The 19,605-nt window shown below is 65.3% G+C and carries 25 protein-coding genes and 1 pseudogene; 5 read left to right on the top strand and 21 right to left on the bottom strand.

Features of this window, described 5'->3' with window-relative positions; all coding sequences use genetic code 11:
* Positions 1-12: 12 nt before the first annotated feature.
* From ACIRFH_RS00960 to ACIRFH_RS01010, 11 genes are all read right to left on the bottom strand, one after another.
* Entirely contained in the window at positions 13-252 is a 240-nt protein-coding gene (locus ACIRFH_RS00960; protein ID WP_403516430.1) for a hypothetical protein, read from the bottom strand.
* Complete coding sequence (locus ACIRFH_RS00965; RefSeq protein WP_403516431.1) at positions 252-449, bottom strand: helix-turn-helix transcriptional regulator; 198 nt, start codon at positions 447-449, stop codon at positions 252-254. The genes ACIRFH_RS00960 and ACIRFH_RS00965 overlap by 1 nt, the downstream gene beginning before the upstream one ends.
* Entirely contained in the window at positions 446-1,852 is a 1,407-nt protein-coding gene (gene repSA, locus ACIRFH_RS00970; protein ID WP_403516432.1) for a replication initiator protein RepSA, read from the bottom strand. Before repSA ends, ACIRFH_RS00965 begins: the two co-directional genes overlap by 4 nt.
* Before the next feature lie 88 nt (positions 1,853-1,940).
* On the bottom strand, positions 1,941-2,258 hold the full coding sequence (locus tag ACIRFH_RS00975) for a SpdD-like protein (RefSeq protein ID WP_217142687.1): 318 nt from the start codon (positions 2,256-2,258) through the stop codon (positions 1,941-1,943).
* 20 nt (positions 2,259-2,278) lie between these two features.
* A complete protein-coding gene (locus ACIRFH_RS00980) occupies positions 2,279-2,434 on the bottom strand; it encodes a hypothetical protein (protein WP_078912063.1) in 156 nt (51 codons plus the stop codon).
* Positions 2,435-2,446: 12 nt separating this feature from the next.
* On the bottom strand, positions 2,447-2,638 hold the full coding sequence (locus ACIRFH_RS00985) for a mobile element transfer protein (RefSeq protein WP_031019958.1): 192 nt from the start codon (positions 2,636-2,638) through the stop codon (positions 2,447-2,449).
* A gap of 19 nt (positions 2,639-2,657) precedes the next feature.
* Positions 2,658-3,320: a DUF2637 domain-containing protein gene (locus ACIRFH_RS00990; RefSeq protein ID WP_403516433.1), complete on the bottom strand. Its 663-nt coding sequence runs from the start codon at positions 3,318-3,320 to the stop codon at positions 2,658-2,660.
* Positions 3,320-3,484: a hypothetical protein gene (locus ACIRFH_RS00995; protein WP_193453671.1), complete on the bottom strand. Its 165-nt coding sequence runs from the start codon at positions 3,482-3,484 to the stop codon at positions 3,320-3,322. Before ACIRFH_RS00995 ends, ACIRFH_RS00990 begins: the two co-directional genes overlap by 1 nt.
* Positions 3,485-3,569: 85 nt before the next feature.
* Positions 3,570-4,925 (bottom strand): FtsK/SpoIIIE domain-containing protein, encoded by a 1,356-nt coding sequence (locus tag ACIRFH_RS01000; RefSeq protein WP_403516434.1) that lies wholly within the window; start codon positions 4,923-4,925, stop codon positions 3,570-3,572.
* 2 nt (positions 4,926-4,927) lie between these two features.
* Positions 4,928-5,284 (bottom strand): hypothetical protein, encoded by a 357-nt coding sequence (locus ACIRFH_RS01005; protein WP_030971328.1) that lies wholly within the window; start codon positions 5,282-5,284, stop codon positions 4,928-4,930.
* Positions 5,285-5,423: 139 nt separating this feature from the next.
* Positions 5,424-6,203, bottom strand: a complete 780-nt coding sequence (locus ACIRFH_RS01010) for a GntR family transcriptional regulator (protein WP_403516435.1) — start codon at positions 6,201-6,203, stop codon at positions 5,424-5,426.
* An 18-nt stretch (positions 6,204-6,221) separates the two neighbouring features.
* On the opposite strand from ACIRFH_RS01010, the gene ACIRFH_RS01015 reads away from it, so the two are divergent.
* Entirely contained in the window at positions 6,222-6,686 is a 465-nt protein-coding gene (locus ACIRFH_RS01015; RefSeq protein WP_403516436.1) for an NUDIX hydrolase, read from the top strand.
* Positions 6,687-7,035: 349 nt separating this feature from the next.
* On the opposite strand, the gene ACIRFH_RS01020 is transcribed toward ACIRFH_RS01015, so the two are convergent.
* From ACIRFH_RS01020 to ACIRFH_RS01035, 4 genes and pseudogenes are all read right to left on the bottom strand, one after another.
* Positions 7,036-9,360, bottom strand: a complete 2,325-nt coding sequence (locus ACIRFH_RS01020) for a S8 family peptidase (RefSeq protein ID WP_403516437.1) — start codon at positions 9,358-9,360, stop codon at positions 7,036-7,038.
* Positions 9,361-9,394: 34 nt separating this feature from the next.
* The gene (locus tag ACIRFH_RS01025; RefSeq protein ID WP_403516438.1) at positions 9,395-10,627 is read right to left on the bottom strand and encodes an AAA family ATPase; all 1,233 of its coding nucleotides are present in this window, start codon (positions 10,625-10,627) and stop codon (positions 9,395-9,397) included.
* A gap of 61 nt (positions 10,628-10,688) precedes the next feature.
* The gene (locus ACIRFH_RS01030; RefSeq protein WP_403516439.1) at positions 10,689-11,018 is read right to left on the bottom strand and encodes a CU044_2847 family protein; all 330 of its coding nucleotides are present in this window, start codon (positions 11,016-11,018) and stop codon (positions 10,689-10,691) included.
* A 482-nt stretch (positions 11,019-11,500) separates the two neighbouring features.
* Positions 11,501-11,755 (bottom strand): annotated as a pseudogene (locus ACIRFH_RS01035) (transposase); the annotation flags it as partial.
* Between the two features lie 648 nt (positions 11,756-12,403).
* Between ACIRFH_RS01035 and ACIRFH_RS01040 the strand changes: the two are divergent.
* Positions 12,404-12,694 carry an endonuclease domain-containing protein gene (locus ACIRFH_RS01040; protein ID WP_403516440.1) on the top strand — a complete coding sequence of 97 codons (291 nt, stop codon included), beginning with the start codon at positions 12,404-12,406 and terminating at the stop codon, positions 12,692-12,694.
* Positions 12,695-12,898: 204 nt separating this feature from the next.
* Positions 12,899-13,723, top strand: coding sequence for an endonuclease VII domain-containing protein (locus ACIRFH_RS01045; RefSeq protein ID WP_403516441.1), 825 nt, complete (start codon positions 12,899-12,901; stop codon positions 13,721-13,723).
* 664 nt (positions 13,724-14,387) lie between these two features.
* On the opposite strand, the gene ACIRFH_RS01050 is transcribed toward ACIRFH_RS01045, so the two are convergent.
* The 4 genes from ACIRFH_RS01050 to ACIRFH_RS01065 all read right to left on the bottom strand — a co-directional run bounded on the left by ACIRFH_RS01050 (position 14,388) and on the right by ACIRFH_RS01065 (position 16,452).
* Positions 14,388-14,690: a hypothetical protein gene (locus ACIRFH_RS01050; RefSeq protein WP_403516442.1), complete on the bottom strand. Its 303-nt coding sequence runs from the start codon at positions 14,688-14,690 to the stop codon at positions 14,388-14,390.
* Positions 14,687-15,418, bottom strand: coding sequence for a GntR family transcriptional regulator (locus tag ACIRFH_RS01055; RefSeq protein ID WP_403516443.1), 732 nt, complete (start codon positions 15,416-15,418; stop codon positions 14,687-14,689). Before ACIRFH_RS01055 ends, ACIRFH_RS01050 begins: the two co-directional genes overlap by 4 nt.
* Positions 15,419-15,425: 7 nt before the next feature.
* Positions 15,426-15,650 (bottom strand): hypothetical protein, encoded by a 225-nt coding sequence (locus ACIRFH_RS01060; protein ID WP_077801490.1) that lies wholly within the window; start codon positions 15,648-15,650, stop codon positions 15,426-15,428.
* A gap of 523 nt (positions 15,651-16,173) precedes the next feature.
* Positions 16,174-16,452 carry a hypothetical protein gene (locus tag ACIRFH_RS01065; protein ID WP_403516646.1) on the bottom strand — a complete coding sequence of 93 codons (279 nt, stop codon included), beginning with the start codon at positions 16,450-16,452 and terminating at the stop codon, positions 16,174-16,176.
* 78 nt (positions 16,453-16,530) lie between these two features.
* On the opposite strand from ACIRFH_RS01065, the gene ACIRFH_RS01070 reads away from it, so the two are divergent.
* Positions 16,531-17,289, top strand: coding sequence for a GntR family transcriptional regulator (locus ACIRFH_RS01070; RefSeq protein ID WP_403516444.1), 759 nt, complete (start codon positions 16,531-16,533; stop codon positions 17,287-17,289).
* Positions 17,290-17,569: 280 nt separating this feature from the next.
* Entirely contained in the window at positions 17,570-18,607 is a 1,038-nt protein-coding gene (locus ACIRFH_RS01075) for an alpha/beta fold hydrolase (RefSeq protein WP_403516445.1), read from the top strand.
* 228 nt (positions 18,608-18,835) lie between these two features.
* Here ACIRFH_RS01075 and ACIRFH_RS01080 read toward each other — a convergent pair whose 3' ends face one another.
* Positions 18,836-19,108, bottom strand: coding sequence for a hypothetical protein (locus ACIRFH_RS01080; protein WP_403516446.1), 273 nt, complete (start codon positions 19,106-19,108; stop codon positions 18,836-18,838).
* Between the two features lie 147 nt (positions 19,109-19,255).
* Entirely contained in the window at positions 19,256-19,525 is a 270-nt protein-coding gene (locus ACIRFH_RS01085; RefSeq protein ID WP_403516447.1) for a hypothetical protein, read from the bottom strand.
* Between the last annotated feature and the right edge of the window lie 80 nt (positions 19,526-19,605).

Raw genomic sequence — 19,605 nt, forward strand, 5'->3', positions numbered from 1 at the left:
GGCGAACTTATACTAGCTCATGGCAGCCGACTTGGAGCGGTGGGACACCGGAAGACCGGTGGTGACGACGAACGCCTCCCCCTTACCGGTGGCCCGGATGAGTTCGGACCGGAAGCCTTCGGCGAGCGCGACCGTGTCGAAGGGCTCACGCCAACGCTTCCCCGCGACCACCCAGCGCACGGTATACGTGTTCTTCCGGGCGCCCTTGTACGCGAGGATCTTGTAGACCTTGACGTCGTACGTCGTCTCCATCAGGCGGCGTCCTCACGGGCGTAGAGCCAGTCTTCGAGGTCGCTCCGACGGATCCGGAGGTCGCCGTTCGGGAGCTTGATGCAGCGCGGCGCACGGTGCTTGGCCCGCCAGTCGTAGAAGGTCGAGCGCGAGATGGCCAGTTCCTCGCAGACCTCCGCAAGGGTGAGCATGCTGCGTGACCGGACGGCCGTGGTCATTCCGTGCTCCCTTCGTCCAGGAGGGCTTCGCGAGCGGTCTCGCGGTTGGTCCGGAGGTCGCGGGCGATGGTCGCGGCGAGGGCGGCTTCACCCGGCGTGTGGCCGTGGCCGGCGTACTGCCAGTCGGCCAGGACCAGGACGGTGTCCGGCTCACGGTCGTCGAGGCCGAGGACGGAGGCTTCCTGGGCGGCGCGGTAATCGGCCCGTTCCTGGCGGAGGACGCCGAGGGTGGTGGAGTAGCTGCGCGACTTGGACGAGAAGTGCCCGCGGAATCCGAGCATGTGTGCCCAGGCCCAGAGACGGCGATCCGGATAGAGGCCGTCCAGGTCGCGGCACACGGTGATGAGGCGGCGAGTGTGGTCGGGGACGCCGTGGCGGTCGAGTTCGGAGAGTTCGCCGATGCGGCGGTCCAGGGTGCCGGTGTTCTCGGCGGCCTTAGTGGCGTACTTGGCCACGTACGAGGCGACGGCCTGTTCGGTGATGTCGGAGCCGTCGCCGAAGGCCTGCACCGGGCGGACGTCGAGTTGCCGACCCCAGCGGAAGATCCGGCTCGGCTGGTCACCGGCGGCCGGGACGGAGACCGACGTGTACGAGTGCGCGGCGGCAGCACGTAGCGCGTCCGTGAGCACGTCGACCGTGGCCCAGGCGGGCGGTGGCGTCCCGGGCCCTTCCGGGCCGTCGAGGCGTACGACGGCATGGAAGTGCAGCGCCCCGCGCTTCTGGAACTCGGCGACCTTGCCGTACGAGACGCGAAGGTGATCGGCCAGTTCCCGGCGGGTCAGACCGGCGCGGACGGCGAGTTCGCGGCGGAGTCGCGTGGTGAAGCGCTGCCAGAGCTGCCCGGCGTGGTTGTTGAACAGCACGGCGCCCGCGTAGTCGTATGCCTCGGGGTCGAGGGCGGTGCCCAGCTCCGGGGCGTCGGGCGCGTGCGGGGTGCCGCAGCGGCAGCTGCCGTGGTCGGGTCGGTTGTGGACCGGGCCGAACGACGGGGCCGTGAGGGTGACGAAGACCCGCGGGTGATCGCGGACGGTGGCGGGGACATCGCGGCGGTCGTCCCCGGCCAGGCCGGCGCGGATGAGGTGGTAGGTGTCGCCCGCGTAGGTCCAGGCGCAGGACGGGCAGCGGGACGCGCGGCGGTTTCCGCAGGCGAGGCGAAGACGTCCGCCCGGCTCGTTCGCGGTGGAGTAGTGGTGCAGGGTCTCACCGCTGGTCTTGTCCTTGTGCAGGATCCAGCCGGTGAGGTGGATCGGGTCGGAGCAGCCGCCAGTGCGACGGATCTGGTCTTCCCAGCGTGCGTAATCGGAAGCCGAGGCCACTCGGAGCACGTCCCCGAGGGCGATCGGGTCGAGCAGGATGTCTGGCGTGGGCGCACTCGGTGTCGCGGATGAGGCGCGGTGGGCCATGCTGGATGTTCCTTCCGGTTGCGAGATCGGACAGGGACGGCGCCCGGGCGGCGGATGCTTGGCGGTATCGAGGCCGCCCGGGGGCCGGTCAGCGTCGCTTGGCGTCCGCGTGGACGAGCGAGCGGATCACCAGGGCGCAGATGGCGACCGAGACGCCGGTGACCGCGACGGCCAGGAGCATCGAGACGAGGACGGCGCCGACGACCAGGACCACAGCGGTGCCGCCGCCGACGAGGGCGAGCGCGGTGCCGGGGGTGAGCTGGACCGTGGGCCGGGACGACGCCGGGGTCGGCGGGGTAGCCGGCGGGGGCGCGGTGGTCGGGGTGATGGTGGTCGGCTCGACGACGGCGGGCGGGGTGGCCAGGCCGGTCGGCGTCGGCATGGTGGGGATCTTCGGGCGGAACATCGGTGATCTCCTTCGGGCGGTTACTTGATCAGGCTGTTGACGGCGGGGGCCAGGACGCTGTCGGCGAGGAGGAAGCCGCCGAGGAGCAGCACGGCGATGAGCCAGGCGGGCGGGCGGATGAGCTTGACGCCGAGGTAGCCGACGACGAGGAGCGCGAGCCAGAGCGGGACCTGCATGGCGGTTGCCTCCTAGCGGACGCGGCAGCGGTGGGTGCGGGCGGCGAGCTGGGCGGCGGTCTGGCTGGTGTAGTCGGCGGACCAGCCGCAGCCGTCGGAGCTGCATACGGCGGCGTGTTTGGTCCGGCCGTTGCGGTCGCGGTGGGTGCCGATCTGTACCGGGCCGATGCGCATCACGGAGTGGAAGTTGTCGCGGGCGGGCATGGCTGGTTCTCCTTCCGGGTCAGGCGAGGTGGGCGGCGATGGCGTCGGCCAGGTGGGGCGGGACGCCGAGGCGGGCGCGGAGGGTGTCGGTGTCGATCGGGGAGCCGGTGCGGACGCGGTACTCGTCGGCGACCTTGCGGGCGTGGTCGACGAGGACGGGGGGAACCGCGGGGGCCGGGGGCGGAGCCGGAAGGGCTGGGGGCTCGTCGTCGGCTGCGGGGGTCGAGGGCTCCGGTTCGGGCTCGGAGGCCGTGTCCCGCTCGGGGATGGTGTCGGGCTCGGGCTCGGAGGCCGGCGGTTCCGGCTGCGTCTGGTGCTTGGCGGAGTGGGCGAGCAGGGTGCCACCGAGGAAGGCGAGGGCGGGCCATCCGGCGATGCCGAGGCGGAGCAGGGCGGGCGGGTCGGCCAGGTCGAGGAACCCGGCGGTGGCGACGTTGGCGCCGAGGGAGGCGAACAGGGCGATGAGGAACCAGGACCAGGCGAGCCGGGATGGTCCCTCGCTGCGGAGCCGTCGCCAGGCGGCGACCAGGAGCAGGTCGACGCTGACCGGGTAGGCCCAGGCTTTCCAGCCGTCCTGTCCGGCAGCGGCGGCCAGGTCGTGCAGGTGGGCGAAGGACAGGGCTCCGGCGATGACGGCCTGGACCAGGACGGCGTCGACGCGCAGACCGAGGCGGCCGGCCATCAGAAGTCCTCGGCGGCGGTGTCGGGCGGCTCGGGGAGCGAAGCGGCCAGCGAGGGGCTGACGGCTTCGACGAAGTCGAGGTCTGCGCCGCTCGTGTCGGCGTAGAGGGCGAGTTGGCCGAGCAGGAGCACGGTGCGGGCGAAGTCCTCGCAGTCGGGGCACATGGCGGTCGTTCTCCCTTCATCAGGCATGGCGGGGGTAGGGACGTGGCGCGAGGGCGGTCGCGCCGACCGGGGAGGTGCGGAAAGGTCAGGCCGTGACGGGTGCTGTCTTGGACAGCGGCGCGGGGGCTGCGGCGGTGCCGATCAGCGCGGGGCGGAACGGGGCCAGCTCGGGCAGTTCCGGGGCGCGGTCGGCATACCGGTTGCAGATGTTGGCGGCCTGGCGGAGCGAGGTGTGCGGGGCGCGGATACGGTGCCAACCGCCGGTCGAATCACCGGCGATGGCGAGGCCGCGCATCTCCGCAGGGATCTGGATGGCGGCGAGGACGGCGTCCGGCGAGATGTCGCCGAAGGCCATGTTCGCGCTGGTCTCGTCGTTGACGCGGTGGGCGGTGCGGCCGGTGAGCTGGGCGCGGAGCATGGTGATGCCCTTGCCGAGTTCGGAGCCGAATCGCTGGCCGCAGACTTCGAGGTAGATGCCGGACGCGCGGCCGAGCTGGGCGAGGCGGACCAGGGCGGTGATGATCCGGTCGCGCCGCTTCTCTTCTTCCTTGGTGGCGAAGAGGGCGAGTTCGGCGACTTCGTCGATCAGGACGACGATGGGGGGCGGGCGAAGGTGGTCGGGCAGGTCCCAGATATCGGCGGCGATCTCCGCATCCGGGACGTCGGCAGTGATGCGCTGCTCGGCCCGGATGAGTTGGTAGACGTCCTCCATGAGGGCCACAAGTGCGTCGAGGAGTTCGGCGGCGGTGTCGGGGTTGTCGGCGAGCGCGGAGAACCGACGGGCGAGCGGGAAGAGTTCGACGCCTTGCTTGCAGTCGATGCCGACCAGGGCGACGTCCATCGGAGCGAGCCCGGCGACGAGGTTGCGCTGGTAGACGGACTTGCCGGACTCGGTGGCACCGAGGGTGAGCGCGTGAGGTATCGCCCGGTAGTCGCGGTAGTGGATCGAGCCGTCCTCGCGCAGGGCGACCGGAACCCGCATCGGACGGGTGTCGGCCTTGGCCGGCATCTGCACCCGCTTGAGTACGTCGTAGCCGGTCATCCGCACCTCGACCACCCCTGAGCGCAGCTCACGGGAGGTGACCCCGTACATCGAGAAGGAGTGGCGGAGCCGGTCGGAGGCGGCGGCGATGTCGAAGGCGTCCTGTCCGGGCCGCAGTTTGAGCCGTAAGACCAGGCCGGTACGGGTGGGCCGGACGCGGAGGATGCGCGGCGAACGGGACTCCGGGACCGGCCGGTTGGTCATCCGGGCGACGGCGAGGCGCCAGCGCGGAGCCGGGACGGTGAGCCCGCAGGCGTCCATGACCGAGGCGTACCGGATCAGGACCCGCAGCGCGGCGAGGGTGATCCCGAAGGTCAGCCAGTACCAGGCGGGACGCCGCCACCGCAGGAGACCCGCAGCGGCGACGACCAGCACGAGCGTGACTGTGAAGGCGGTCATGGTCAGGCCGCCTTCGTCTGCGCGGCCATGTCGGCGAGGGAGGTCACGGCGACCGCACGGAAGGCGATGCCGTGCCGCTTCTGGCCGTTGAACTCGTTCTCCCACGGCCGGGCGATGAGCCCGGTGAGGGCGACCGGGGTGCCCATGGCCAGCTCACCGGAGATGCCGGTCTCCGGAACGGTGATGGACAGGATCTCGACCTCGTCGTTGGCGGCAAACATCACGTCGACGGTCATGAGCTTGGCGCCGGTGTCGATGTCCGTGGCGATCTCGCCCGTACGGCGGTCCTTGACCTTGGGCTGCGGGGTCTTGGCGACCATCACGGTGGCGGCGGTGGTGTCGACCGGGATCTGACGCATGGCAAAGCACTCCTATGCAGAGGTGGGACTCCGTCACTCATGTATATGAGTGACATGAAGAAGAGTGCATCACTCCTATATATGAGTCAACCCGCCGCGGCTCAGAAGTCGCGACGGGTTACGAAGAGTTGAGGGCGCGTCAGTCGTCGGCCGGGATGCGGTACTCAAAAACGAACTGGTCAGCGGCCATGAGCGTGTCGCAGACCTCGACCACGCGCCCCTCGGTCGTACGGGCCTCGCGGATCAGATGGACCACGGGCGCACCGGGGCTGAGGGCGAGTTCCGATGCCTCCGCCTTGGAGGCCGGCCGCGCCTGCAAGGTCTCGACGAACTCCGCGAACTCGTGCCCGTGGTCCTCGAGTCGGGCGTAGATGCCACCGCCACCGGGGTTCTCGGCGAACAGCTCGGGGATCTCCTTCACCACGTCCCACGGGAGGTAGGAGGAGGCGGTCTCGACCGGAGTGCCGTTGCGGAAGTAGAGGCGGCGACGGGCGAGCACCTGGGCGCCGGCGTCGACACCGAGCCGTCGGGCGGCATCCTCGGGGGCCTCCATGGGGCCGATGTAGAGGACGCTGACCTTGGCGGTGGCGCCGGACTGTGCCGACTCGGCCAGGTAGGCGGCCTTGCCGCCGCGCCGGTGCGAGCGGCGGAAGCGGTCGGAGGAGCGGTGCCGTACCGGCGGCCGGTCCTTCACAATCGAGCCCTTACCGTGCCGGGTCTCGACGAGCCCGCTGGCCCGCACCTCCACCATGGCCTTGCGGATGGTCCCGCCGGACACGCCGTAACGGTCGACCAGCTCCGATTCACTTGGCACCATCTCACCGGGCTTGAGGACACCAGCCCGGATCTGCTGCACGACCTCCTCGGCGATCTGCACATACCGAGGTACGGACCGCTCACCTCCTGCTGCGGTTCCCATAGTCCTTCCCTGCCTCCTATGCTCCTGTACATGAGTGAATCACAAGGAGCAACGTCCGCGCCGCTGCACTCGGTATCCGTAGCCGGGGTGGTGGTCCGCGAAGACGGTCGGCTGCTGGCGATTCGCCGCGCGGACAACGGCACTTGGGAACTCCCCGGCGGAGTACTCGAACTAGACGAGACCCCGGAGGCCGGCGTCGCGCGCGAGGTCCTGGAGGAGACGGGCATCCATGTCGAGGTCGACGAGCTGACCGGCGTCTACAAGAACACCACCCGCGGCATCGTGGCCCTGGTCTTCCGCTGCAAGCCATCCGGCGGCACCGAGCGCACGTCCAGCGAGTCGACAGCCGTCGAGTGGCTCACGCCCGACCAAGTCAGCGAGCGCATGGCCGAGGTCTACGCCATCAGGCTCCTGGACGCCTTGGACGGCAACGGCCCCCACGTACGGAGCCACGACGGCAAGCGCCTCATCTCAGCGGGATAAGACTTTCTCTACTTCATCAAGGCGGCTCGCTCCCGCTCCCCGCGCGCGGCCCGGCCCCCGGCCGGGCCTGCGCTCCTGCCTCCGTCCCGCTCCAGCCCGGCCGACGCCCGTGCCGCGCGCACAGCAATCAGCCGCTTGCGTCAGAGAAGGGGTACGTCGTGGCCGGGGCGGTCGGCTCCACGGCTTTAGGCAGCCACTTTGGCGCGAGCCTCGAAGATCATGGCCCCAACGTCGTGCTTTACCGGGCAGGTCCACAGACTGCCCGACGCGCAGGAAGCTTACGGGGCCATGATCACTCGCGCCAAAGCAGCTCCAGCCCAAAGCCGCTCCACCGCCCGCGATGCCCCGCTCAGGTCTGCGCTCGCACCTGAGTCGAAATGGGCACAGGAAGTACCGACAGAACAGGGAACTCCGCCTGAGCCAACTGGTAAACCGGTACGCCAGAAAGCGACATTACGGTAACCAGCAGCGTGAAGTCCACCGGTGCCGCGCCGCGAGTGAGGATGCCGCCAGCCCGCGTCAAATACTCAATATCCAGCCTGGGAAGCCAAAGGCTATTCGCCCGGAGACGATCCTGCCCCTGCATGACCGTCTCCCACTTACCCCCGCGACGCCTCCTGGCCTCGGATTCTTTTGGCCCCTTCCCCTGAGACCGAGAGATTGGATTTTTGCTGCGGACCCAGCCCTCCTCCTCCAGTTCCGCCGCCCGCTCTGATTCGTCACGAATATTAACCTTCACGACATGCGACGAGTCTTCCGGGTCACGAAAGGAGTAAATCGCCGCATGCGGCCTTAGCGTGAACTCAAGGCCGGATTCCGTATATTCAACCGCCTCAGTCGGATCCGTGGGTGATGCATAGGCGAGCGTCCACCTCACCTTCACCAGCCCTCGATCAAGACCTTCCGGCACTGGAAGTTGGAATCCCAGAACCTGATCACGCTCAACAGAAGCCTGGTACATGACAGTGACTTCATTACTGTCACACCAAAGGGCGGAAGCATGGTCACTGATAAGCCGTCCATGCCCAGTACTTATGTCCGGGTCAGCATGCGATTCTGCAAAATGGACCGCAAATGCCTTCAGCGCCGAAGCACTTGCTCGGTCCCCAAGCTCACCAGACAACACGGCCAGCTCGTGGGAAACCAGGGGCGCTGCGTAACTTGTCCCGCAGTCGTACGAGATCCTGCCGTCGGCCCTTAGTCTAGCGAATGGCAGCTGGTCATCGCCCCCGAACGCCACGACCGTCGGCTGTATTAGGGCACCAGGCCGCCCGGGACCAACGCAACTATAGGGCGCGCGTGTCCACAATGCCTCAGGGTAGGGGCGATCACACGCTCCGACACTGAGCCCGTTAACCATATCCGCCGGAACCATTATCCGGTTGTCGTTGGTTTCACCGTTGTTTCCAACTGCGGTAACGAAAAGAATGTCCCTTTCGTAGGCCAGGCTATCAAGAACAGCTGTCCAGCGGTGCGGCTCTCCATCGTCTACGGAGACTTCCGGTCCAAGACTTAGATTGACAATCATTGCGTCTTTTTCCGTTACTGTTTTCTGGATTTGATCCAGAAGCCAGTAAAGTTCCGTGCCGTCCTCGGCTGGCCCCGGAATGCACCTGTAGTGGGTGGCCTTGACCGGTGGCTTCGACAACTTCTCCCCAGGTTGCACATTCCCGTAAAGGACGGCTCCCGTAACAGCGCTCCCATGCTCAATACAGCCGTATTCGGGGTTTTCGTTTGTCAGATGCACTTGTTGAGCAGAGCCTGCGAAGTAGTCGCCGTCATCATCTATTCCGGCATCAAAGATAAGAACCTCGGGCGCAGTCGCGTCAGCTGCTGGAGGTGCCGGCCGCGCTACCCGCGCCGCCGACCGGAGCGGCGACGTAGGAACGGGACGGATCCGCGGCATACGCCGAATCGACCGCAGGGGATTGAAGGCAGCAGCCTGCTCTGCCTGCTCCTCGGGCAGCAACACAGGGACGAACGTCAACCCGCCAACTACATCGCGACGCGTAGCCGCTACTTCTCCACCCAGGCTCACAATGTACTCTTCGAATTTATGGAAGAGTCGATTATTCATCGGCTGACGGCCCGATCCAGGGTTATCTGGATCAGGGTGTAGGACTGCCTCATAGACCACACGATCACGGCCAGAAGCACCAGTATCTGCCCGAGGACCCCGTAAAACTTCTTCCCGACGCGGCAAGTTGATTTGTGAGAACTGACGCAGTTCTTCTGCGGCTGCCTTTTCGGCGCGGTTTAGTTCGCCCCCTTCAAGCATGTTAGCCAAGCGACTTAGGCTCGCATCATTGCCGGCGACGATCAGCGATTTGGTGGGCACATCCGGTGTGGTGCCACTCCGAAGTGTTAAGTTCCCCGTGGCCGGACGAGATCCGAGCGGAGTGAGATCCAGCAGCCTGACTAGGCGATCTGGGAAGTAACTGTTGGCGAGAAAATTGGGCAACAGAGTAGCCTCGAAGACTACATGATCAGCACGCAGTGATGAATCAATCTGTACTGCAGAGTCACGGAGTGACCGTGCTTGGGGGCCAAGGATCTCCCTGGTCTCCTCCATAGAGTACGGGTAGAACTTGTTTCCTCCTCCTGAAGCTCGATCAATCATTTCGGACATCTGCTCGCCTCCGACGAGGATTCGTCCACCCGTCTTTTGGTTCATTTATTCCCCCCCAGGAAAATTAGCTACGGTTCCGTCATTTTTCTTGTGAAGCCAGAACTCGACTCACTGTCGGATGGCTTACACCAAGAATGCCTGCGATCTTTCGTTGCGAGTAGCCAAGTGATTGATAGGCAAGACGGATGATCTGAGATCGAGTTTCTGAGTCTAACTTCGAATGTTCCCGAAGCGTGACCATGGCGTACTCAGCAATACGCTCCGAATATTTTTCCAAATTGCCATCTTGGATTATCACTTCCCTCGCGAGCCCACTCACAAGCTTAACGATATCGGAATGCGATTTCCCTTCAGTTGCGAGCGCCAGCAAAGAGATGCAGTCTGCGCCGATACTCGCAGCTGCGATAACGGGAACCTGAGATAGAAGGTTTTTCCGCTGCTCGCATTCGGGCATAGGCATTTCGATTTTCACATCGAAGCGCCTTGCGATAGCCGGATCAACTAGGTCTAGGTGGTTGGTGGCGGCGACCAAGAAGCTTCCAGCGGGCCAGCGGTCGAGTTCCAACAGCAAAACGTTGACCAACCGCTTTAGTTCGCCGACGTCAGTATTGTCGTCTCGCCGTTTCGCTAGAGCGTCGAACTCGTCCACAAAAAGGACGCACTCCGTTTGTGACGCATAATCGAGTACCGCCCTCAAATTGCGCCCGGTCCGCCCCAAGTAACTCGACATTACGGATGCCAGATCCACGATGAGGAGCGGCTGCTTCATTTGCTCAGCGATGTACGCAGCGGTCATGGACTTACCTACCCCTGGGGGACCGCTCAAGAGAACGCTGCGAGACGGCTGCAGGCCAACTTCCAGGAGACGCTCACGTAGGGGGCGCTCAGCGACAACCCTGTCGACTTGGGCCCTGCAAGCCTCATCGAGCACGGGACCTGAACTTGGAGGCGGCTCACCCAAGCGAAGCAACGTTTGGTTGGTTTCCGGGTCTCTAGGCAAGTCGACGGTGGCCGGCGGCCTCCAGTCAGTGCTAGGTGCCGCGCCACCTCGAAGAGGAGAGCGTCCAGGCAGAGCCGTGAGCAAGGCCCTCAGCTCTGCCCGGAGAGCAACTGCATGACCTGACACTGTGGGAGGCTTTCGCATCCACCGTCGGCATAGTTCCTTCGCGGCTTCCTCGTCCGCCTTCAGCGCAGCCGACATCAGCTCAAGCAGCGCGTGTTCTGTGTCGCTCAGGCCCGACCAGCTGCCATCCTCCGGCTTACTCATGCCGCGTAGGTTACCAACTGGTTTTCCGCCCTGACCAGGCCGCATACGTCAACTGGTACATGACGTTCACTCTCGGCGCGTACATGTACCACAGAGACAGCGCTGGTCAGCGAGTCCAGCGCGCTCTGACCTCGAAGGTCGAGTCAGCCTTGACTTTGCCCACCAGGGGAACGCCTCCCTCACCGCTGAGGGATACCCCGAACTTGACCTCCAACTCGTTGGGCGCAGCTTCGGCAAAGCGTTCACGAATCGCGGCTGACACGTCTTCGCAGGTTTGGACGATGGCATCTCCCACCTGACGCAAGCTGGTCAAGGCCTGCTCTGGCGCTCCGCGCCCCCTCAGAATCTTTGACTGGTCGACGCTCTCAACAGCGAGAGGAATGACCTCAACGAGGAACTCCGACTCGCTACCATCGATCTTGACCGCTTTGTACACATCCGCCCCCTGTGGCTGATCAATTGCAGCCCGATGATCCCGCACGAGGGGTCTCCCGCGGAGGGGTTGGTACGAATCATCGCGCAGGATTGGCTGATTACCGCACTTTGGCCTAAAAGTGTCGCTGCCACCAGTACCTATTTCCTAGTGTCGGCTCCCAGGAACACCAGAACAGCGAGCCATATGCCCCGGTCAGATAGGGCTGTGCAGCGTCCCGGCACCTGGGCCCTCTGCGGGATGCCGCCGGCACGGCTGATCCACATGAGTGCGCCACGCCGGTCGCTCTCAAAGCTGAGGCTGACATCAACGGCGCCAGACGGACGCGTGCCCCTGGGCATCTGACCGGCTGTCGCACCAGTCAGCGGAAGCGTCCGGAGCAGGCTCGGATCGAACTCCTAAAGGTGCTCAGTCGGTCGTGGGCCTGCCTGTGGACTCGTACTGCCTGATGTGCCGCATGTAGGGCGGCGATGCCTTGAGCAGGGCCGTCGCCAGCACGTCATGTCCGAGCCGAAGCCGAGGTCCTGAGGCAGGTACTCCCACTGGATCACGGTGTGCAACACGTACAAGATCCCGCACAGTACATCCCTGTCCGGCAACGGCTTGCGGCCCGGATGCCGGAACCTGCGCTCACGCTGCGGCAGCAACGGCTCCAGGAGATCCCACAGCTCGTCCGACACGATCCACGGTGACGTCCCCGCAGCGGACAGAACGCTCAACTTCCGCCCCGGACACGGCAGCCAGGAGCGATACGCCTCATTGTGTTAGCCGTTACTAGGCCCTGGTCTCGGTGTCAGTGGTGGCATCTAGGCTCACCTCGGTCCAGAAGGTGCTGTCTGCGCAGGTGTGACCACGAGCAGTGTGCGTCCCCGTCCGAGACGCGATCGCAGGTAGGAGGCCGCACCATCTGATCCCACAGGAAGATGCCCACACGTAAATGACAATAATGAACGATAGGGACGGCCAAAATGACCGTGAAGATGTGCGCTTTTCGAGGCTGCGGTCGGCCCGCAAAAACCATGCTCCTCTGCGCTGGGCATTACACCCAACGCTCAAGAGGATTGGATCTGAAGCCTTTGAGGATGCGAAAGGGAAATGGTCTGCCTAGTGCCGCCATCGCGGGGTCTTGCTCCTTTGATGGATGCGAGAAGCCTCACCATGTTCGAGGTCTCTGCATGGCGCATGATGGACAAAGACGGCGCGGCGTGGAGTTGAAGCCTCTCCGCAGGCGGCGATCGAGGGGGGAGTCTCAGGCCAAGAATGGGCTTAAGGAATGTAGCGACTGCCTTGATATTAAGCCAGTCAAAGAGTTCACATTCGACACCGGTTCACTTGATGGTCTCGCGCACAAGTGCCTTGAATGTCACCGCTGGTACAAGACTCTTCGCATGTACAAAATGACTCGAACGAATTACGAAGACATGCTGGCTTCCCAAGGGGGAGGATGTGCCGTATGTTCGACTGCCGCTTGCGGAAGTGGCATGAGATTTTGCGTAGACCATGACCACAGTTGTTGCCGCACCGTGCCCACCTGCGGAAATTGCAACCGCGGCCTCTTGTGCCATTCTTGCAATCGAGCGATTGGGCTTTTGGGGGACTCACCAGTTCTGCTAATTAAGGCACTTGCATACCTGAAAGGCGGCTCGCGACCCGATGATCGTGTTGAATTAACCGAGTGACGCAATCGCCGAAAATGTTCCCACACGCCTGAACCTTGCCGACAATCCGCAGTTGCTAGCTTTTCGTGGCTCAGAACACAGGCGCCGCCATTTTCCCCTCGTCTCGGCGTCACGGCGACGGCCCTGACACTGCCCGGCTGCCGCGCCTATGGGGTTACCTCTTACTTGTTCGATCCAAGGTGACCGAGGTGTATATTCGCAGCCATGATCAATGGTGAGCGGAAGACCATCGCGGAAGTCCACGGTGAACGCATTGAAGAGATGTATCGAGATGGCGAGTCAATGGCTCGAATTGCCCATCTACTGAACATCTCCTTCGCTTCGGTCCGCAACACTCTCGTCGCCAGAAGCGTAGACATCGCCCGGCCCGGCGGCACCAGCAGTCATACGGTTGACGCCAGCGAGGTCCTCCAAGCGTACGCATCGGGCACCAGCATGACGATCCTGGCCGAGAAGTTCGCAGTTCCTTACTCGGTCATACGCAGAACCCTGCTTCAGAACGGCGTCGAGCTTCGAGAGAAGAGCCCCAAGCGTCAGTTCAATGAAACCGAGGCAGCTCTGTGCATCGAGATGTACGCCAGTGGCTCATCGGTGGCGGCGATAGCCAGGGCTGTAAATGCAGGCAACGTGGTGGTTAGGCAGTTTCTCATTGATCGAGGCGCGTATGTGCCAAAGTCCAAGACCCGGGCTGAAGTCTGTACACGCTGCAAGTCCGCGCCTGTCTATATCAAAGGCAAGTGCAAGCCATGCCTCAGTGAGTACCACCGAGAGATGCATCTACTGCGCAAGTACGGCATAGATATCGCCGAGTATAAGCGTCGTCTGGATTCTCAGGGCGGCGCGTGCGCAATTTGTAGGCGCACTGATACCGGAAAGACGAACGCTCCGTTCCAGGTTGACCACTGTCATGAGACAGGAAGGATTCGAGGGCTCCTGTGCTTTCACTGCAATAAGGGACTCGGGTACTTCGGTGACAATTTGGAGGGGGTGATGAAAGTAGTGAGGTACCTCCAGCAGCATGAGTCTTGATATACGCACCATCAACACTACGCCGCCTACTCGCTGACTCACGACACGTGGTTTACGAGCAAGGCTACGGCTGCGAAGTGTGGTGCCCTGCTGAGGGCTGTCCCATAATTCCCGGCGGGCACGCGACGACAGCTACGGCACCTTGCCGCGTTGTCGGATCGCCCGAGTACGCCCAGCATGAGGACGACCCTCCGCATTGCGATGCACCGCATCAGACGCCGCGCGCTGACCCACCCGGGATTACAGGACAGCTCTTACGGCGGCTAACACAATGAGGTCGTCTGTCAGCCCATGCAGGCGATGCAGTGCGTGAGGTCCTCTGCAAAGACTGCACACTTGATGGTCATATGCCAGCCTTCCTTGCCGACGAGCCGCGGCAGAAGCGGCGTGGCAGCGCATGCGTGCCAGGCCCGGGGGATCGTGGACCATCCGTGGACGGGAAGATGTGAGGCAGCGGGCTGTATGGCTCTGAGGTGGGCGAAAGGCCCACTATCCAACGCCCTCCGGAGCCGTCGCCGTATCGCCGCCTCTCTTGGTGCACGCGCAATCAGTTGGTCCGGCCCGACATGACAGGACGGGGAGGGGACCCAGACATTGTCTGGGTCCCCTCCCCGTCGAGGTGGAGTGAAGTGTGACGAACGCCGTCGCTGTACGCAGTCACCCCTCAGCGGCTTTGAGGCTCATTCGCCGCTAGGAGGTGCCCCCGGCTGATCGCAACGCGGAGCACGTCTCGCAGTGCACCGGTCAGCTCCTGTGCCAGCCGTCGTACGTCCTCGCGGCCGGCGCCCTCCTCGTCGAGGGTTTCCAGGGCCTCATCCAGCAGCTCGGCTGCCGTTCCCAGCTGCACCGCTTCGATGTTGTCCGCCAGGCGGGACAGGTAGCCGCCCCTGTCGTCGGTGCTCAGGTAGCACGGCTTGCCCTCCGGTCCCGACCACGGGAGGAGTCGCAACTCGTCCGATGCCGTCATGCTTGCGTCTGCCTCTCGTCGGTCATGTGGTGGGTGGTGAAGACCGCGTCGACGCGATCCCCCGGGAGCACCAGGAGCGCGGCCTCGACAACCCGACCAGTGGCGTCGGTCGCGACGCGTGTGATCGCGAGGATGGGTGCGGTGGAGTTGGTCCGGAGGGTCGATGCTTCGTCCGGTGTCGGTGGGCGGGCACAGACCGTCTCCTGGACAGCAGCCGGCGGCACGCTGAGGACGGCGAATCTCGCGACCGCCTCACGGCACGACGCTTCGTCGTCGAGCACTCCAGCCGGGGCCAGGTCGCGCGGGATGTAAATGCGTGCCAGCCCGTGCGGTGACTCCCCCTCATGGCTTATGCAGACGAACTCTGCGAGGGGGCTGCCCGTCGGCACCTTCAACAAGGTCGCCAAATGCCCCTGTGCCTGGACCGTGGTGCTGCGCACGGTGACGTGTAGGGCCGCTTCAGCGGCCGTCCACGGGTCCAGCGTCCCCCATCCGCCGACATACACGATCTTGCGGGGCGGACGGCGGACGAAGTTGCCTTTGCCGTGGATCTTCTCGACGAGACCTTCGCCCTGGAGGACCGCGAGGGCGCTCCGCAAGGTCACTGTGCTGACCTTGTACCGATCGGCCAGGCCGGCCTCGGACGGCAAACGTTCGCCGGGCTTGATGCGGCCGGTCGTGATCTGGTGCCGGATGTCATCGGCGATGTCGTGATGGCGCGAGGACACGGACCGGTCACCGCCTTCTCATCAGCCGCACGGCGCCGAGCCGGGTACGCGTGTGTATGGTCAGCAGCTCACCCGACTCGAAGAGCAGTTGCTTGGCGCCCTGGGGCAGTTGGAAGAGATCCCGCACCCGGCAGGCCCGGCCGCCGAGTTGGATGATGTCGCCGCGCTGCACCGTGGCCGCGGTCACCTCGATGTTGGAGGCCAGCGCGCTCCTGGGGGTCCGGTCGATCACTGTCCCGCCTCCGCATCTGTGGACCGGCCGGGCATCGAGTGGCACGGGCAGTCGCACGTTTCGTAGACCAACGGCAGTTCGACCGGTGCCAAGGCCGGGGAGGATTCCGCGCAGACGAGATGCGTGCCGATCCGGCATGCGGCCGATCGGTAGGGGACGGCCGCCGCGTCGGTGAGGTGAGGCTGTCGGCGAGAGGTCATCAGCGGACCCCCACAAGGGCCGACCAGGCCTCAGCCGATAGACGGGGAGCAACGACCACTGAACGCGTCCGGACGCGCCTCTCACAGGCCAGCACGTACGGACGGACGAGCGCGACGTCCTCACTTGGGAGCGGGTGCCGGCGGTTCACGCCGCCGAGGGCCCGGCTCGGGGTTGCCGTCGGCTCGTCGGTGGACGCGGGGAAAGCAAGAACGGCCGACGGCCGATGGAGCATTAACGGGCGGCGGTGCCTGCCCTTGGGGAAGTACCGCGCTCTGGTGAGCGATACGGCACGGCGGACACGGTTGAGCACGCTACTCAGCTCCTATCGCTGATGGCTCGGTCCCCCGACATCGCCCGTCGTGGGGACCGCTTTGCGTACGACCGCCCAGAGGGTGCGGCCGTTCAGGCTGGTGGCAAGGAGCCCGAACCGATCGGCCTCGGCCACCGCTTCGAGCACCTCCCGCCATAAGTCGGCGGAGGGCGCTTCCGGCACCTCCGCCTCGACCGTCGTGTACCGGTCGTGCTCCTCCACGCGGGTGAAAAGCCCGACGGTGGACAGCCGGGCGGCGATGGCCGCCGCGCTAACTCCCGAAGCGGGCACAGGGCAGCCTCCGTCACCGGCGATCACTTTAAGTAATGCTAGTTAACTAGATTAGAGCTAGTGGACTAGATTTTCCATATGCCTGAGCAGCCGCCCTATCTCCGCGTCGCCGACGAACTCCGACGGCGGATCGCGGAGCACGTATGGGAGCCCGGGGATCGCCTGCCGTCCCGCGCCCAGATCGGACAGGAGTGCGGTGTTGGCGAGAACGTGGTCCGGCGGGCCCAGGAGCTGCTGATCTCCCAGGGCGTGCTGGAGGGTCGCGCCGGTTCGGGCACGTACGTCGCCGAGCCCCGGCAGCGCGTACGCATGGTCCGGTCGTCCGCGCGCGAGCAGCCCGACGGGTCGCCGTTCCGGGCGGACATGAAGGCCGTGGGCAGGCAAGGGGACTGGGAGAGCCGGACCGACGCCAAGATGCCGGCGCCCGCGGACATCGCGGCACGGCTCGGCATCACCGAGGGCGACCTGTGCGTCCGCACCGCGTACGAGTTCCTGGCCGACGGCAGGCCGGTGCAGCTCGCGACGAGTTGGGAGCCGTACGACCTCACCGGCGGCACGCTCGTCGTCCTCCCCGAGGGAGGGCCGCACGCCGGCGCGGGCGTCGTGAACCGCATGGCCGCGATCGGCGTCACCGTCAGCCACGCCACCGAGCAACCGGAGCCGAGGCAGGCGACCGCCGAGGAGGCGTCACTCCTGGGCGTCCAGAAGTCCGCGCTCGTCACCCACATCCGCCGGACGTACTACAGCGACCAAGGGCGGCCCGTGGAGACGGCGGACATCGTGGTGCCCGCCGCTCACTGCGAAATCGTCTACGAGATCCCGGTCAACCGTCCCTAGCCCTGCCACTCCCCCGGTCGAATGCGTGTCGAAGTCCGGCCGACGCGACGCCGAGCGTGGGAGGGTGACCAGGTCAGCGAGGGTGCGGCACTCGATACAGCAGGCGCCTTCTAAGCGCTTGGCCGCAGGTTCGAGTCCTGCCGGGGGCGCCCGTTCCCGCGGTCGCCGTTTCTCCGGGCCCGTGCGCGCCCTCTCGCCGGGTGTCATCCCCTCGCGCGGACGCCGGGTCGCGGCGCGGCAGGCGCCCGATTCGCACGTTCATTCACAGGATCGCCCACAAATGAGTGGTTACGGCCAATCGGTGGGGCCGTTGGTCATCATGGGCTGGTTCGTCGTTCCCTTCGCCGCGGAGCCGTCCATGCGCACCACACCCACCACCGTCCAGGACTCGTCGAGCACGCAGGGTCACGGGTCTGCTTCTCCCGCACCGGAGCAAGTGGAGGAACGGAACCTCGTTTTCGAGGGCTTCGGATACACGTGCCGAGTCGTCCACCAGGGTGCCCCCCGGACGGAGCCGTTGGTGCTGCTCGGCGGCTCGTCCCAGAACAGGTACTCGTGGCAGGGACACGAGAAGTGGCTGTCACCGCTGTGCACGTTGATCACCGTGGACCTCCCCGGTTACGGCACCTCGGACTTCCTGCCCGCCGAGTACGACATCGACTTCCTCGCCGCAGCGATCGAGCACATGCTGGTGACTCTCGACATGCCGAGAGTGAATCTGTTCGGCGGCTGCTTCGGTGAGGTCGTCGGTCTCCGCTTCGCGCAGCTCCATCCCGGGTTCGTCCGCCGCATCGTCTTCTGCGGCGCGGCCAAGCGCCTTCCCGAGATCTACACCGACGCCGTACCGCGTCTGTCGCGGGCGCTCGAACGCGGCGAGATCGACGAGGCCGCCGACGGACTGGTGCGGCTGTTCATGTCGAACCCGGAAGCCGGTCGGGTCCACAAGCACGCGGCCGTGGCGCGTCTCCTCCAGCGGCAGTTCATCAACCAGACGCCGGACGAGATCAAGAAGGCGGTCGAGCACAACACGAGGTTGATGACGCACGGTTGTTACCGGTCCCTGCCGGTCCCCGACGTGCCGTCCCTGGTGTTCACGGGGGAGTACGACACCCTGTGCACCCCTCAGATGGGCCGTGAACTCGCCGCGACGATGCCCACGGCGTGGTTCACCACCGTCAAGGAAGCGGACCACCTGGTCACCGTCGAACGCAGGGAGGAGTCCTCCGAGTTGATCGGCCGGTTCATCACCGACCGCTCCGTCGACGGCCTGCCGTACTGCAACGCCGTCGAGTCGCTGTGCGCCGGTACGGTCCGGTGATCCGACTTCTGGAAGGGGTGGGTGACGCCGGCGGTGCCGCCCACCCCTTCCGCATGACCAGCACCCCACAACCAGCGCCCCACAACCGGCTCCGCTCCTCGGAACAAGCACAGAAAACGCCGAGAATGGCCGGGACCCGGTATCGGATCCCGGCCATTCTCGGCGGCAGGAGGGGCGTCACGACGGGCGCCGTCCTCACACAGGGCGCCTCGGCTGCCTCGTCGAACGTCAGTGCTTCTGCTTGGGCAGGACAACGTCGGTGTTGCAGCTCATCTCACCCGCGGTCGAGCAGGTCAGCGACTGCTTGTTGACGAGTTCGACCTTCCCGCCCTTGTCGGTGAGCCGGTACTCGCTCACCTGAACGCAGCGAATGTTGCCGTTGCTGTCCTCGACGCACTTGGCGGGCTCGCTCCCGGCGAAGGCGTGGCCGGCACCCATGCCGGCCAGTGCGATGCCCCCCAGGGCCCCCACCGTCGCTGCGATCTTCTTCGAAATGAACATCTGCTCTTTTCCTTAACGGGCGCCCCTCCGTGGATGGACGGAGGGTCGTTCCGAATGCCTGGATCGGCATATAAGCCGAGCAGGCCCGGGACTCGAGCACCTGGGCTCGAGTCCCGGAGCCTGCCTGGATCAGCTGGTCAGCGACCGTCAGCCACCGAGGGCGACGGTGGCGTTGCAGGTCGCGGAGTGGGTGTCCGTGGCCTGGCCCTGGACGCCCGCGAGCACGTTGGCGACAACGTTCACGTCGCTGACGTTCACCAGGCCGCCGAAGGCGGACTCGTCCGACGAGCACTTGGTGCTCTGCTGGTTGTCCAGCTTGAAGCTCGGGCCCTCACCGGCCTGGCTGACGCCAGCACCGAGGAAACCGACACTGCCGAGCATGGCCGCGACGACCGCAACCTTCTGGATCTTGCGCATTACCTCTCCGTTTCTGGTTCATGTCGATACAGTCCGTCGTGGACTGCTCACCGACAGTCACGACTATACGTCGTCTTTCA

Origin of the sequence: Streptomyces sp. NPDC093586 (assembly GCF_044764905.1) — a bacterium.
Classification (GTDB): domain Bacteria; phylum Actinomycetota; class Actinomycetes; order Streptomycetales; family Streptomycetaceae; genus Streptomyces.

Bases quoted from the DNA above. Each gene is read 5' to 3' on its own strand.
- ACIRFH_RS01010 (WP_403516435.1), bottom strand. From the start codon at position 6,203: ATGGGAACCGCAGCAGGAGGTGAGCGGTCCGTACCTCGGTATGTGCAG.
- ACIRFH_RS01075 (WP_403516445.1), top strand. From the start codon at position 17,570: ATGAGTGGTTACGGCCAATCGGTGGGGCCGTTGGTCATCATGGGCTGG.
- ACIRFH_RS00995 (WP_193453671.1), bottom strand. From the start codon at position 3,484: ATGTGCCCCGACTGCGAGGACTTCGCCCGCACCGTGCTCCTGCTCGGC.
- ACIRFH_RS01085 (WP_403516447.1), bottom strand. From the start codon at position 19,525: ATGCGCAAGATCCAGAAGGTTGCGGTCGTCGCGGCCATGCTCGGCAGT.
- ACIRFH_RS00965 (WP_403516431.1), bottom strand. From the start codon at position 449: ATGACCACGGCCGTCCGGTCACGCAGCATGCTCACCCTTGCGGAGGTC.
- ACIRFH_RS01045 (WP_403516441.1), top strand. From the start codon at position 12,899: ATGATCAATGGTGAGCGGAAGACCATCGCGGAAGTCCACGGTGAACGC.
- ACIRFH_RS01000 (WP_403516434.1), bottom strand. From the start codon at position 4,925: ATGACCGCCTTCACAGTCACGCTCGTGCTGGTCGTCGCCGCTGCGGGT.
- ACIRFH_RS00980 (WP_078912063.1), bottom strand. From the start codon at position 2,434: ATGCAGGTCCCGCTCTGGCTCGCGCTCCTCGTCGTCGGCTACCTCGGC.
- ACIRFH_RS01025 (WP_403516438.1), bottom strand. From the start codon at position 10,627: ATGCGGCCTGGTCAGGGCGGAAAACCAGTTGGTAACCTACGCGGCATG.
- ACIRFH_RS01080 (WP_403516446.1), bottom strand. From the start codon at position 19,108: ATGTTCATTTCGAAGAAGATCGCAGCGACGGTGGGGGCCCTGGGGGGC.
- ACIRFH_RS01070 (WP_403516444.1), top strand. From the start codon at position 16,531: ATGCCTGAGCAGCCGCCCTATCTCCGCGTCGCCGACGAACTCCGACGG.
- ACIRFH_RS00975 (WP_217142687.1), bottom strand. From the start codon at position 2,258: ATGTTCCGCCCGAAGATCCCCACCATGCCGACGCCGACCGGCCTGGCC.
- repSA (WP_403516432.1), bottom strand. From the start codon at position 1,852: ATGGCCCACCGCGCCTCATCCGCGACACCGAGTGCGCCCACGCCAGAC.
- ACIRFH_RS00990 (WP_403516433.1), bottom strand. From the start codon at position 3,320: ATGGCCGGCCGCCTCGGTCTGCGCGTCGACGCCGTCCTGGTCCAGGCC.
- ACIRFH_RS01050 (WP_403516442.1), bottom strand. From the start codon at position 14,690: ATGACGGCATCGGACGAGTTGCGACTCCTCCCGTGGTCGGGACCGGAG.
- ACIRFH_RS01015 (WP_403516436.1), top strand. From the start codon at position 6,222: ATGCTCCTGTACATGAGTGAATCACAAGGAGCAACGTCCGCGCCGCTG.
- ACIRFH_RS01040 (WP_403516440.1), top strand. From the start codon at position 12,404: ATGTACAAAATGACTCGAACGAATTACGAAGACATGCTGGCTTCCCAA.
- ACIRFH_RS00960 (WP_403516430.1), bottom strand. From the start codon at position 252: ATGGAGACGACGTACGACGTCAAGGTCTACAAGATCCTCGCGTACAAG.
- ACIRFH_RS00985 (WP_031019958.1), bottom strand. From the start codon at position 2,638: ATGCCCGCCCGCGACAACTTCCACTCCGTGATGCGCATCGGCCCGGTA.
- ACIRFH_RS01005 (WP_030971328.1), bottom strand. From the start codon at position 5,284: ATGCGTCAGATCCCGGTCGACACCACCGCCGCCACCGTGATGGTCGCC.
- ACIRFH_RS01020 (WP_403516437.1), bottom strand. From the start codon at position 9,360: ATGAACCAAAAGACGGGTGGACGAATCCTCGTCGGAGGCGAGCAGATG.